A 13,829-nucleotide genomic window follows, 5' to 3' on the forward strand; every position below is an offset into this window, starting at 1 on the left:
ATGAGGGCGGCAAGAATTCATTCTTTCCGCCCTTGTTCTTACATTTGGAACGATAAGTCCTTCACCATAACCAAAGCATCTTCACGGCCATTCTTGGGACAGGGATAATAATTATTCCGGCGGCCAACTTCGGTAAAATTATTTTTCAGATAAAGCTCAATCGCCGAGGAATTGGAAGCCCGTACTTCCAGAAATAGAATTTCTGCTTTTTGTTCCGCCAAATCCTGAATAAGAAAATCCAGCAATCGCTGGCCTAAGCCCTGCCTTTGGAAGGCTGGAGTAATGGCAATATTCAGAATGTGCCCTTCACCTACAGCCACCATGGTGACGGTATAGCCGACGAGTACGTCATCTTTTTCGAGAAGCCAGCAGCGATCTCCTGTTGTCAGGCAATTTCGGATAATGCCTGGCGTCCACGGGTGAGGGCTGGTGGTGGATTCGAGGGTGTGAACAGAATCAATATCGGCTTCTGTCATTGGGCGAAGGCTGTAGCCATCGGCCCAGTTATGAATGGTCATGGAAGGTTATTAAATGTCTGTAATTCAAAATCATGAAAAAGATAAACTCATACCAGAAGTATTATTTGTCATCAGGTGCTGGCGATGATGTTTTACGCAGGCCTTTGATATTAGTCCAGGCTTCAGCCTTGAGTTCCGGGATACCCATCATCTCTCCCAGGCTGCAGGTGATTGCATAATTGACACCATCTTTGGTGTGTACGCCTCGGCATTCCTCAAAGCTTTCGGAATAACTCCAAAGATTTGCACTGCTGCTGCGGCCAAACAGAAGAATGGTTTTTCTGCGTTGTAAACCAAACTGGTTAGTCAAAAAGCAACGGACTGCTTCTTTGGCATATTTCCGATCGACAGGCGTTGTGTCTGGAATAATGGGCCATGCAAAAACTCCAGCCTGCAACTCCTGGTCAGCGGGAATGTTTACAGCCCTGAGAATATTACGCAGCAGACGTTCGTGGTACCCGGTGAACTGGTTCAGGCCAGACCATGGCAAATCAGTCACTGCAAGGCAGGAATCACTGATATCAATAACGGCCAGTCGGAAAGGCTCTGCGGGAATGATTTCTCTATCAACAGATTGCTGTTCTGTCTCGGCAGTATCTTGTTCCTGTGGATCGGATTCTTGGGCAAAACCCAGTTCTCCCAGAATATCTGAAGACTCTTTCATAACTCCGGCCGCCGGCGTGACCGGAGCATTGGGAGCTGGAGCCTGTGTATAGGGGGAGTGTGGAGCGTGAAGCTGTGGCGATGCAGTTTGAGCCGCTGCTTCTACTACCTGAGGTGCTGGCTGAGATTGTTGTGGCTCAACAGGATAGTCGTCAAAGTCCCAGTCACAGGTGTGTGAAGGTTTTGCGGCGGGCAGCACAAAACGGGGAAACCATGTTTGTATACCCATGGCTTCCAGATAGTCCTGTCGCTGCCTTTCGTTCATGTTGTTCCGTCAATCGCTGAAGTAAACCTCCATTGTAATGCAACTGACGGAAACTTGTCTCAACTTAGATCGGGCCGGTTTGTGGATTGCGTTTCTCACCGGCTTCCAGAAGATTAAGCGCATGCACGTAAGCTTTGGCAGACGCAATAAGCACATCGGTATCTGCACCGTTACCGTTCACGATCCGGCCTTTGCGGGCCAGTCTGACAGTAACCTCACCCTGGGAATCTGTACCACTGGTAATGGCGTTAACGCTGTAAAGTTCCAACTGTGCACCGGAGCAGGCGATGGCTTCAATCGCCTTAAATGTTGCATCAACAGCACCATCTCCAGTGCTGATGATTTCATTCTGTTCATCATTGACTGAGAGAATGATTTTGGCTTCTGGTGTGCCACCCATCTCTGAACTGATAGACAAAGCATCCAGCTTGAAGATTTCATCAATTTCCAGAGAGTCGGCAACCAGTGACTGAAGGTCAGCGTCGTATATATCGCGCTTTTTGTCAGCCAGATTTTTAAACCGCTTGAAGGTTTCGTTAAGATCTTCTTTGGTTTCAAAGTTGATTCCCAACTCTTCCATACGGGTTTTGAAAGCGTTACGGCCGGAAAGTTTTCCTAAAACCATTTTGTTGGTGTTCCAGCCAACATCTTCGGCTTTCATAATTTCATAGGTTTCCCTGTGTTTGAGGACACCGTCTTGATGAATACCGGATTCATGGGCAAAAGCGTTCGCACCCACAATGGCTTTGTTTGGCTGAACCGGGAAGCCAGTAATGCTGGAAACAAGGCGGGAAGCTGGAACGATATGCTCTGTAGCAATGCGGGTATCGAGTTGCAGAGAGTCATTACGTGTACGTAATCCCATCACCAGTTCTTCCAGAGAAGCGTTGCCTGCGCGCTCTCCCAAACCATTAATTGTGCACTCAACCTGTCTAGCTCCGTTTACGACGGCAGACAAAGAGTTGGCAACCGCCAGCCCAAGGTCGTTGTGGCAGTGCACTGAGAAGATAGCTTTATCGGAATTGGGTATGCGGGTAAGCAGTTGGTGGATGGTTTCACCAAACTCATGGGGCAGGGCGTAGCCGACAGTATCTGGGATATTGATTGTCCGGGCACCGGCATCAATAGCCTGCTCAATAATACGGCACAGGAAATCCAGCTCAGAGCGGCCGGCGTCTTCGCAGGAAAACTCAACATCGGCGCATTGATTGCGTGCTCGTTTTACCGCATGAACAGCCTGCTCGATAACCTTGTCAGGTTCCATCTGCAGCTTGTACTTCATGTGTATGGGAGACGTGGCGATAAAAGTATGGATACGGCCACTTTCGGCTGGTTTCAGCGCTTCAGCAGCGCGATCAATATCACCATCCAGTGCTCGCGAAAGGCTACACACTGTGCTGTTTTTAATCGTAGTGGCGATGGCTTTAACCGATTCAAAGTCCCCCACACTCGCCATGGCAAAACCAGCTTCAATAACATCAACCTGCAGGCGTTCCAGCATTTTGGCGATACGTAGCTTTTCATCCCTGGTCATGGATGCGCCAGGGCTTTGTTCCCCATCTCTCAGGGTTGTATCGAAAATAACCACGCGATTACTGGTCATAAAATTGTCCTGCAGTTTATTGTTCTGCTTATGGCTCTTTCATTGGGTGATGAATAGCCAAGCCATACAGCTTTATTGTCATCTCAGACTTTTGGTCTGGGCTGCCCTGAACTATATCTTCAGGCCTTGGGTTTGCCAAACTGTGAAAGTGCAGAGGGGCAAGGCATTGCGAAGAGGTGATGGAGAAGAGACAATCCACTTACGAATGATGAACACAGAAACAGCAGGTGTGACAGGTATGGTCAGACGATTGTTTTCCCTGAAGGGGCTTGCGAGCCTTCTGCTTGTTGGTGTATTGAGTGGGTGCGCACTGAGTCCCCAGAATGTGATTCTGGCACCTGATGTGAAGCCAGCGGCAAGCAGTGTGAAGTTGAGTGGACCGATTACGGTTACCGTTTATGATGAACGTCTGACACCGTGGCTGGGAACCCGCGGTGGTGTTTATAACGACAGTAACCGGATTGGTGTTGCTAATAATCTCCAGAATGCGGTGCGTACTTCTGTTGAGAAGGCTTTGCAGGAGCTTGGCATGCAAACGGTCAGTTCTTCCGAATCACCTCAGTTTCAGGTTTATATCGATACGCTTTCCTACAGAGTGCCTGCCAGCAGTTATGTTTCAAAAGTTGATTTGAAAGCATCTGTTCGGGTAATTGCCCGTGAAGGAAGTGAGTTCTATCAGGGCGTGTACTCCGCTGAAGATAATCGCAGAGTGCTGAAAGCTCCCTCGGATGAAGAGAATGCTGAAATGATTAACGACATTCTCAGCAAAGCGATTGGCCGGGCTTTTGAAGATCCGGGATTAATGCGTTTTATGGCAAGGCTGTAAGATGTTTGCGAAGGCCTGAGCGCAATGCTCAGGCTTCACTCCAGCGAGCCAGGGTTTCTGCCCAGTCATCATTATCATTCAGGCAGGGGATAAGTTTCAGTTCTTCGCCGCCGTGAGCCGCAAAGTCTTCTTTGGCCTGCATGCCGATTTCTTCCAGAGTTTCCAGACAATCCACCGTAAAGGCCGGGCAGATCACCAGAAGTTTTTTAACACCTTTCGCAGCCAGATCCCTGATTGATTGATCTGCCGCAGGCTCCAGCCACTTGGCTCTGCCCAGACGGGATTGGAAGGCGAGACTCCATTTGTTCTCTTCAATACCTGTTGCTTCTACGAACTTCTCAGTGGTTTTGAAAACCTGATGGCGATAACAGGTTTCATGAGCTTTTGAAGGACGATTGCAGCAGTCAGGGCTCAGACAATGGCTGCCGGTAGGGTCATCTTTTTTTATGTGTCTTTCGGGAACACCGTGATAGCTGAACAGTATGTGATCCCACTGCCCGGCATTCAGTTCCTCAACCAAAGGGTGGGCGCTGCGGACCAGGCTCTCGATATAATCCGGGTGCTGGTAAAACACCGGATGAATAGTCAGTTTCTGGGACAGGTTGTGCTCCTGCATAACCCTTTCAGCCTCAATAAGACAGGTTTTCACCGACGACATTGCGTAGTGAGGATAAAGAGGCAGTAGCAGGATTTCTTCAATATCTTCCAGCGCAGAAAGTTTTAACAGCTCCTGTTCCATAGAAGGATTGCCATAACGCATAGCCAGTGAAACAGGAAGACTAGTTTTTGAAGAAACCTTATCCGTCAGCTTTTGGCTGATAACTTTCAGAGGCGAACCCTCATCCAGCCAGACGCTTTCGTAAGCTTCAGCAGACTTGGCAGGACGAGTGGGCAGAACAAAAGCACTGACAATGAATCGCCTGAGCGGCCAGGGCAAGTCGATAACGCAGGGATCCATCAGAAACTGATTCAGATACCTGCGTACATCGGCAACGGACGTTGAGTCTGGCGATCCAAGGTTGACCAGAAGTACAGCTCTGCCCTTCATTTTTCTTTCCATGAACTTGCTTAACGGTTTATTCCCGGTTGTGTTTTGTCTTCTGGTATGGACTTCAAAACCAGGAAGCCAAGTATCGCAGACAGGAACGAACCAACAAGAATACCAGCACGGTCAGCAATCAGGTATTCGGCTCCGGTTGTTTCGAAGGCCAGCGAGCCAATAAACAGACTCATGGTGAAACCAATACCGCACAGAAGTGACATGCCGTAAATATGCATCCACTTTGTCTCTGTCGGCAGGCGGGCAAAACCAAACTTGATGGTGACTGCGGTAAACAGGAATACACCAATTTGTTTGCCCAGGAACAGGCCGGTAATAACCCCCAGAGGGCTTGGGTCCATAAGCCCCTGAACCTGTGCCCAGCTCATAGCAACACCAGCGTTGGCAAAGGCAAACAGCGGAAGGATGAAAAAGTTAACCCAGCTGTGGAGCTTATGTTCAAGTTCTACCAGAGGGGAGCGACCATCTTCATTCAACGCTCTCAGAGGAATGGTAAAGGCAAGAGCGACACCTGCAAGAGTCGCGTGAACGCCAGACTTCAGCACACAGGTCCACATAATCACCCCAACGAACATATAGGGGCCTAGCCGTGTGATTCCCGCGCGGTTGAAGAAAATAAGAACTACCAGACAGATCGAGGCCAGCACAATGGAAATAGTGGATAGCTCAGAGGTATAGAACAGAGCAATGATAATGATAGCGCCAAGGTCATCAATAATAGCCAGAGCCATCAGGAAAATCTTAAGAGCTGGGGGAACTCGGGAACCGAGCAGAGCCAGAACCCCGAGAGAAAATGCAATGTCTGTTGCTGTTGGGATAGCCCAACCCTTGATAGCAATCGGGTTGTCGTAGTTAAGAGCAATATAAAACAGTGCCGGTACAACCATACCGCCGACAGCAGCAACAGCCGGAAGTACAATTTGACTTCGAGAAGATAGCTCTCCGGAAATAAATTCCCGCTTAACCTCAAGGCCAATCAAAAGGAAGAACAACGCCATCAAACCATCGTTGATCCACAACAGCATGGGCTTGGATATTTCCAGTGCCCCAATCGCTACCGTAATAGGTACAGACAGAAGCATGTTGTAGAACGTATCGAGTGGAGTATTAGCAGCCAGCATCGCCAGTATGGCTGCACCAACCAGCAATATGCCGACGGATGTATCCTTGTGAAGAAAGCGTTGGATTGCTGTAACCATAAGGTTGTTATTAGCCTTTGTTGCGAGTAGTGCTGCTTGTGTACGTATAAAATGAAGTGCAGCTTCGTCGGATGGTAGAGAGTATCAATAGATTTTTAATTATTGAAGAGAATTTGCTCTTGATTGCTTTCGATCAGCCCATCTCCAGAGTTGTTACCCCGTAGACTCCGTAAAGGTTAAACGGTGGTGGAGTACCAATATGCATACGCACCGTCTCACTGATAACCGATATGTGTGGTTTTTGTAGTATTTTCATTGCATTTTTGTTCGCCTCTGGTGCGTCAATGTAAAGTGGCCATCTTTTGGTGCGAAATGCAGCACAGGCAAATAAAGTCTCAGCAACATAATAATTTAGGGCGAAAAGGGGGCCTATTTTACTGCCCGTCTGGCAAGGGCGGATAACGATATAGCCCTGCAATGAACCATTATGTAACGCTGCCACAGCAATGCAGTCAGGTTGTGAACACCAGATATCTAAAAATTCTCGCCGGTAGGCTGGAAAAAATAGTCGATCAAAAGAGTCTAAAATCTCAGCAGGAATACTGGTGAGAGGAGCTATAGATATTTCTTCACTCGGCGGATTGAGTGCAGAAAGATCTTGTTTCTCAATAGAAAAACGCAGGTTGCGGAAGGTTGGCTGAAAACCAATGCGGGAATAAATTTCTACATTTTCCGGAACACCATCAAGACCTATACAGCGATTACCGGCAAGCTCCAATCTCTTGCGAGTCATGGTCATGCCATAACCCTTGCTACGAAAAGCTTTTTTGACGATATACAACCCAAAGAACGCGTAGTTCTCGTCGTAACGCATAACGGAAGAGAATCCGGCGGGTTCATCGTTTACATGTATGCACAGCAGACCATCTGGGTTTATGGTGTGAAAGGTTTTGGCGTCATGCAATCCAAGGTTCCAGCCTTCTTTGTTAGCTTCCGTAATCATCATGTCAGCTTCATTTTGTGACATGGCTTTGATGGAGATATTTTCGGCAGCTTGATGTGTAGTCATGGTGATGACTGTTATTTGGAATGTAGTGTTTGCTGCAGCCAGTGCTGAGCGATGTCGTTCCTGCGACAGAACCACACGCCATTATGCTGGTGTGCATATTCAAGAAAACGCCGCACAGCATCAGCTCTGCCCGGATGGCCTGATAAACGGCTGTGCAGAGCAACAGTCATCATACGAGGGGTTGATGCACCTTCGCGATAAAGAGTGTCGAACGTTGATTTAAGTGTCAGCCAGGCATCTTCGGGAGTATTCCAGCCTGGAGACATGCAGTAACGGCAGTCATTGCTGATCAGTGTATAGGGAATAACCAGATGATCATGACCTTCGATATGAACGGTGTAGGGAATATCATCGTCATAGGCATCAGAATCCCATAGCAGGCCATGATGCAGGGCGAGTGCTCTTGTGTAAGGGCTTTTGCGCCCGGTGTACCAGCCAGAAGGTTTTTGGCCGGTAAACCTTTCAATAACCTCCAGAGTTCGCCGCATATGGCGACACTCTTCTTCCTCTGAAAAATGGCTGTAATCCAGCCAGCGCCAGCCGTGACCTGCGAGTTCCCAGCCTGCATTATGGAACGCTCTGGCAATATCTGGATTACGCTCAAGAGCCAGTCCGCAGGCAAACACTGTTGCTGGTATTTCAAACTCCTGAAGTGTTCTGATTAACCGCCAGGCGCCTGCTCTGGCACCATAGTTAAATACAGATTCACAGGACATGTGGCGGTGAGGATGTGCCTTTAAACCGGGAATATCTGTCAGCCATGATTCCGATACTTCATCCCCATCCTGTGGGCAGGACTCGGAGCCTTCTTCGTAGTTAACAACGACATTCAGGGCCAACTGATGATTGTCTGGCCAGCTTACATCTGGCTGGTTAGCACCGTAACCGCAAAAGTCACGTGGAAAGTATTCAGGCATTGACGTTCAATGGTGTTCTTGTCCGGTAGCGCACAAGATATAGGTGACAAAGCCTGCTCTGGCAAAGGTTGCTTTGGCGAAGGTGCTCTTACAAAGATGCTCTTACAAAGATTGTACTCAGGAGGTTTGCTGCTGTTCAGAGTCAGGACGGAAATGCTTTGTTAAACAATCCTGAAGCTGCTCAAGGGTGAGGGGTTTGGTGAGGTAGTCATCCATACCGGCAGCAAAGGCGCTGTCGATATGTTCTTTCATGGCATGGGCGCTTAAGCCAATAATCATTGTTGATGAGTCAGGGCGGGATTGCTGTTGTTCGCGAATAGCTTTGGTTGCAGTCAGGCCATCCATTTCTGGCATTTCACAGTCCATCAGGATCAGGTCTATATCGTTATCTTTCCACCATTCCAGCGCCAGCTTGCCGTTTTCTACCAGCTTGGGAGTGATGCCCAGCTTTTGCAGATACTTGCGAATCACCAGTTGATTCACTTTGTTATCTTCAGCAACCAGTACTTTCAAACTCTCAAGATTTGAACAGGTTGTGTGAACTTTTCGGGATGGTGTGAGTTGGGTCTGGTGTGCAGCTTTGTAGGCTTCTTTAGTATCAGTTGTGTTCTTTACTGAACTCTCAACAGTTTCCATAGGAATGGTGAACAGGAACTCTGCGCCTTCACCGTAAACACTTTTTACAGAAAGCTCTCCACCCATCAAAGTGGTTAGACGACGAGATATGCTTAACCCAAGCCCGGTGCCGCCATACTTTCTGGTTGTGGAGTTATCAGCTTGTCGGAAAGCCTGAAAGATGTGTTGTTGCTGAGTTTCTGTGAGGCCTATTCCGGAATCCTTAACACTGAATGTCAGCAGGCTGGAATTCTCTTTTTCTGTATCACCAGCAATCTTCACAGAAAGAACGATGCTGCCCTTCTCTGTGAATTTAAATGCATTGCCAAGCATGTTAACGATAACCTGCCTGAGTCGGGTTGGATCACCTTTTTGCAGGCCTGTAATTCCTTCATCGACTTCTAACCGGAAATCCAGCCCTTTTTGTTCTGCCCGCAAAGCAAAAATATTCTCACACTGGTGCATCAAATCGTTAAGGCTGAAATTGGTTTCTTCCAGTGTCAGCTGTCCGGCCTCTATTTTTGAGTAATCCAGAATATCGTTGATGATATCTATCAGGCTGGTGGCGGAAGAGTGAATAATGTCCAGATAGTGATGACGGGTTTTGGATTGCTCTTCCTGTAGAAGAAGCTCAGACATGCCAATGATGCCGTTTATAGGCGTGCGGATTTCATGGCTCATATTGGCCAGGAATTCGCTCTTATGGCGGTTGGCGGTTTCTGCTTTTTTACGAGCGGAGTCCAGGCGTTTCTGGGTATCTTCCAGATTATTAATGGTTTCTTTCAGGGCACTTTGTGATGAGTTGAACTGTTCGGCTACCTGATTGTACTGGGTAGCGACCTGACCAATATCGGTAAATGGCTCAACCCTTACCAGTTTGGTGAAGTCTTTGCTGACTTCCTGTTGTTTCATATCAACCAGCAAATCATACAGCTCGGTTCTGGCTCCATGCTCGGCGATATTCAGGCCACGCTGTTCATCTTCCGGAGTCACCCGAAGTGACCAGAAACGGTTGATCGTCCAGAGGCAGACAAAGCCAACCCCAAAGGCCCAGGCCATTGTTGCCATGGCTCCATAGAACTGAACTTCCAAAAGCTCCATGCGGGAGAAGTTTCTGGGGAACATCATGGTTTCGCCGAACAGGGCTACGGCGAGTGTTCCCCAGATTCCAGCCAAAAGATGAACAGGTACAGCGCTCACTGCGTCATCAATTCTGAACCAGTCCAGAGTTGCTCTGCCCAGTGAGGCAATGATTCCCCCGGTTAAACCAACAATAACCGTGTCTGCGGGCGCATAAATATTACAGCCTGCTGTAATACTGACCAGCCCTGCCAGAACACCATTACTGAGCAGGAGAATGTCGATATTCCGGCGGAAAGTCAGGCTGTAAACCATGGCGCCGAAACTGCCTGCGGCTCCACCTATGGCAGTATTGAAGAGAATGGTGGGAAGCTGCTCTTTGGCAAACAGGCTACTGCCGCCGTTAAAGCCCATCCAACCGCACCAGAGCAGCAGAATACCGACAACGGAAATCATCAGGTTTTGCCCCTGGAAGGCATTTTCATGGCCGGGAGCGTAACGACCGTTACGTGCTCCTATCACCAGCACAGCGGCCAGAGCGATACTGCCACCGGTAATATGAACAATGGTGGAGCCGGCAAAGTCGATAAAGCCCATGTTTTCCAGCCAACCGCTGGAAAAGCCTGTGTAACTTCCGCCCCAGGACCAGTGACCCGCAATGGGGTAAATCAGCCCGCAGGTGAGAACAACTATCAAAACATAGGCAAAAAGCTTGCAGCGTTCAGCGATTGCCCCAGAGACAATACTTCCTGCAGTGGCTGCGAACATGGCCTGAAACATAAAGAAAAGCGGGTGGAAGGTATCTTCGGGGTCAAAATTAAAGGATGAAAACTCGCCGACAAAAGAGTTTTCAGACTCCCCAAACATCATGTTGTAGCCAATCAGCCAGAACAGCAGGATGGCCAGCACCATATCCATCAGGTTTTTCGCGGCAACGTTGATGTTGTTTTTCGAGCGAACCAGACCACTTTCCAGGCACAGGAACCCAGCCTGCATAAGCATCAGCAGGCCAAGAGAAACAAAGAGAATCAGGTAGTCCCAAGTGTCTGGAGCCATAGGGGTTCCATGCCTAAAGCGTTTTAAGAATTCCTTCTATAAACCTTAGCAATGCAGCCCTGTTGTCAGTTTGAGCTTTTGGTGATTTTTCTGGAGATTGAGAGGAGGGGTGCCAAATATGAGTAACGAGTTTTTGACGCTTGGTCTGAGCTTCGGTTGAAGAGTGGAGAAGAGGAATCCCTTCTCCGGCAAAACATTATGCAGAGCAGGTTTTACACTCAGGATCTTTGGTCAACCCCATGGTGCGAATATCCATAGACAAACCATCAAAGATCATCAGTTTCCCAGTGAGAGGCTTACCGATACCTGCAATTATCTTTATAGCTTCAGTCGCTTGAAGAGAGCCAATCACACCGGTAATCGGGGAAAGAATGCCTGTCTCGCTGCAGGACAACTGCTGTTCATCAACATCACTGTACAGGCAGTTATAACAGGGACATTCAGGCGAATTATTGAAAACAGCAACCTGCCCGTTAAAGCCAGTTGCGGCACCAGACACCAAAGGTTTTTGATTTTGAACACAAAGGCTGTTTAGCAAAAAACGAGACGGGAAGTTATCAGTGCACTCAATAACAATTGTTGCCTGGGCGACCTGTTCAGCCAGTTCTTCACCTTCCAGGTGTTTGGTAATGGCATTTACGTGAGTGTCGGGATTCAGGGCATGAATGCTTTCGGTAAGAGAAACCACTTTGTCTTTGCCCAGGTCACGGGTTGTATGAGCAATTTGGCGTTGCAGGTTACTGAGGTCAACCTGATCGTAATCACAAATGGTCAGTGACCCAACGCCTGCGGCCGCAAGGTAAAGTGCAACAGGGCACCCCAGCCCGCCAGCGCCAATGATCAGTACCTTGGCGGCTAAAAGCTTTTCCTGCCCGGCAATATCAAACTCCGGCAGCATGATCTGGCGGCTGTAACGTAACAGCTGGTCGTCATTCATCATGGTGTTACTGTCATTCTCCAGAGGGTTTGCTGATCTGGCCTGTGGTAATGCGGTCGTGACCAGCAAGATCCTGCATTGTTCTGATGTTGGTAAAACCGTTGTCCGACAAAATATTTCTGACCTGCTCACCCTGGTGGTAACCGTGTTCCATCATCAGCCATCCGTTGTTGTTCAACCATTTGGGGGACTGATTGCTGATATGTCGGATATCATCCAGCCCGTCAGTGCCAGAGGTGAGTGCGCTGAGAGGCTCGAAGCGCACATCACCCTGCTGAAGGTGAGGGTCGTTATCAACAATGTAGGGAGGGTTGCTGACTATCAGATCAAAAGTCTGTTCTGGCAGATGAGTAAACCAGTTACTCTCAAAAAACTGCACCTTTTCCAGCTTGTTGTGCACGGCATTTCTGCGTGCCAGTGCAACAGCTTCTGGTACGCGGTCGCAGCCGTATACTGTCCAGCCTGGTCTTTCTTTTGCCAGAGCCAGCGCGATGGCTCCGGTTCCGGTGCCAAGATCCAGTGCCTTCAGAGGTTTGTGACCAAACAGTTCCAGAGCGTGCTCAATAAGACACTCTGTATCTGGCCGTGGAATCAGCGTGCTGGGCTCAACCTGTAATTCCAGACTCCAGAACTCTCTGGTTCCGGTAAGGTGAGCAATTGGGTGGCCTTGCAGGCGTTTCTCGAACAATTGTTCAAACTGCAAAGTCTGTGTAGACGTCAGTTCGTATTCAGGATACGAAAACAAAAAACTGCGGGACTTGCCCAGTACATGGCAAATCAGCAGTTCAAGGTCGAGTCGGGCGGTATCGCTGACCAGGGATAGTTCACTGGCTCTGGTCAGCAGGTCATCTATACGACTGGATGGCATCAGGAATCCTGGGAAAGAGCAGATAGCTGCTCCGCCTGATGTTCTGTCATAAGAGGTTCGATAACCGGTGCAAGATCGCCTTCCATAATGTCCGGCAACTTGTAGAGAGTCAGGTTAATGCGGTGATCGGTCACCCGGCCCTGAGGATAGTTATAGGTACGGATACGTTCGGAACGGTCGCCACTGCCAACAAGGCTCTTACGTGCATCAGAAATCTCTTTCGCCGCGGCATCCTGTTGAGCTGTTTTCAGGCGGGCAGACAGTAATGCCATGGCCTTGGCTTTGTTCTTATGCTGGGAACGTTCGTCCTGACATTCAACTACCAAACCTGTCGGCAGGTGAGTGATTCGAATAGCGGAATCCGTGGTGTTTACGTGCTGACCACCGGCACCGGAAGAGCGATAGGTGTCGATACGCAAATCTTCTTTGCGGATATTAATCTCTTCCTGCTCGTTTGGCTCAGGCATGATCGCAACTGTGCAGGCAGAGGTATGAATGCGGCCCTGGGATTCGGTGGTAGGAACACGCTGCACCCGGTGAGCACCGGATTCAAACTTCAGGCGAGCATACACATCTTCACCCACAACCCGGGTAATGATTTCCCGGTAACCGCCGTGCTCACCATCGCTGGCGCTGATCACTTCAATCTTCCAGCGGCAGGTTTCTGCGTAGCGGGAGTACATGCGGAACAGGTCGCCAGCAAAGATCGCCGCTTCGTCACCACCGGTACCGGCACGGATTTCAAGGAAAACGTTGTTGGCGTCGTCAGGGTCTTTTGGCAGGAGGAGAATCTGCAGTTCCTGTTCCTGGATTTCCAGGCGGGCGCTGGCATCTTTAATCTCTTCTTCAGCCAGCTCTTTCATCTCAGCGTCGCCATCACTGAGCATGCTTTTGGCTTCTGCCAGATCATCTTTGGTCTGGCGGTAACTCTGGTAGCACTGAGTTACGCCTTCAAGCTCGGAGTACTCTTTGGAGAATTTGCGGAACTTGTCCTGATCTCCAATCACATCCGGATCGCTGAGCAGGGCGCCCAGTTCTTCAAAACGGTCAACCAGGCTGTCGAGCCGGGCCAGCAATGATTCTTTCATATAGGTTTGGGTGGAGTTTTACACAACTGTGTGAACAACAACCTGAACAGCTCGAGAGTAACAAAGTAAGGCTGCGAGCTTTACAGGGCCTAAGGCCCGGCTATCAAGTCAAATGATATTCTGCT

General features: G+C 49.0%; 12 protein-coding genes. 1 reads left to right on the forward strand and 11 read right to left on the reverse strand.

All coding sequences use genetic code 11. The annotated features are described in order from the left end of the window. Positions 1–38: 38 nt before the first annotated feature. From rimI to ACY2RR_RS07400, 3 genes are all read right to left on the reverse strand, one after another. Positions 39–518, reverse strand: a complete 480-nt coding sequence (rimI, locus tag ACY2RR_RS07390; protein ID WP_490107499.1) for a ribosomal protein S18-alanine N-acetyltransferase — start codon at positions 516–518, stop codon at positions 39–41. A 61-nt stretch (positions 519–579) separates the two neighbouring features. Beyond that, positions 580–1,446 (reverse strand): hypothetical protein, encoded by an 867-nt coding sequence (locus ACY2RR_RS07395; RefSeq protein ID WP_490107500.1) that lies wholly within the window; start codon positions 1,444–1,446, stop codon positions 580–582. Between the two features lie 64 nt (positions 1,447–1,510). Beyond that, positions 1,511–3,049, reverse strand: coding sequence for a 2-isopropylmalate synthase (locus tag ACY2RR_RS07400; RefSeq protein ID WP_490107501.1), 1,539 nt, complete (start codon positions 3,047–3,049; stop codon positions 1,511–1,513). A 205-nt stretch (positions 3,050–3,254) separates the two neighbouring features. Here ACY2RR_RS07400 and ACY2RR_RS07405 point away from each other — a divergent pair, with 205 nt between their 5' ends. Beyond that, positions 3,255–3,875 (forward strand): YajG family lipoprotein, encoded by a 621-nt coding sequence (locus ACY2RR_RS07405; protein ID WP_490107502.1) that lies wholly within the window; start codon positions 3,255–3,257, stop codon positions 3,873–3,875. A gap of 28 nt (positions 3,876–3,903) precedes the next feature. Here ACY2RR_RS07405 and hemH read toward each other — a convergent pair whose 3' ends face one another. From hemH to prfA, 8 genes are all read right to left on the reverse strand, one after another. Next, a complete protein-coding gene (hemH, locus tag ACY2RR_RS07410) occupies positions 3,904–4,923 on the reverse strand; it encodes a ferrochelatase (protein ID WP_490107503.1) in 1,020 nt (339 codons plus the stop codon). A 20-nt stretch (positions 4,924–4,943) separates the two neighbouring features. After that, the gene (gene nhaA / locus ACY2RR_RS07415; RefSeq protein ID WP_490107504.1) at positions 4,944–6,134 is read right to left on the reverse strand and encodes a Na+/H+ antiporter NhaA; all 1,191 of its coding nucleotides are present in this window, start codon (positions 6,132–6,134) and stop codon (positions 4,944–4,946) included. 133 nt (positions 6,135–6,267) lie between these two features. Next, on the reverse strand, positions 6,268–7,143 hold the full coding sequence (locus tag ACY2RR_RS07420; RefSeq protein ID WP_490107505.1) for a GNAT family N-acetyltransferase: 876 nt from the start codon (positions 7,141–7,143) through the stop codon (positions 6,268–6,270). 11 nt (positions 7,144–7,154) lie between these two features. Beyond that, positions 7,155–8,060 carry a polysaccharide deacetylase family protein gene (locus ACY2RR_RS07425; RefSeq protein WP_490107506.1) on the reverse strand — a complete coding sequence of 302 codons (906 nt, stop codon included), beginning with the start codon at positions 8,058–8,060 and terminating at the stop codon, positions 7,155–7,157. Positions 8,061–8,177: 117 nt separating this feature from the next. Continuing rightward, positions 8,178–10,811, reverse strand: a complete 2,634-nt coding sequence (gene amt / locus ACY2RR_RS07430) for an ammonium transporter (protein WP_490107507.1) — start codon at positions 10,809–10,811, stop codon at positions 8,178–8,180. Between the two features lie 196 nt (positions 10,812–11,007). Next, positions 11,008–11,817, reverse strand: coding sequence for a HesA/MoeB/ThiF family protein (locus ACY2RR_RS07435; protein ID WP_490107508.1), 810 nt, complete (start codon positions 11,815–11,817; stop codon positions 11,008–11,010). Further along, positions 11,762–12,616: a peptide chain release factor N(5)-glutamine methyltransferase gene (prmC, locus tag ACY2RR_RS07440; RefSeq protein ID WP_490107509.1), complete on the reverse strand. Its 855-nt coding sequence runs from the start codon at positions 12,614–12,616 to the stop codon at positions 11,762–11,764. The genes ACY2RR_RS07435 and prmC overlap by 56 nt, the downstream gene beginning before the upstream one ends. Further along, positions 12,616–13,704, reverse strand: a complete 1,089-nt coding sequence (gene prfA / locus ACY2RR_RS07445; protein ID WP_490107510.1) for a peptide chain release factor 1 — start codon at positions 13,702–13,704, stop codon at positions 12,616–12,618. The genes prmC and prfA overlap by 1 nt, the downstream gene beginning before the upstream one ends. Positions 13,705–13,829 lie beyond the last annotated feature (125 nt).

This window comes from Parendozoicomonas sp. 2304DJ65-17 (genome assembly GCF_058148445.1).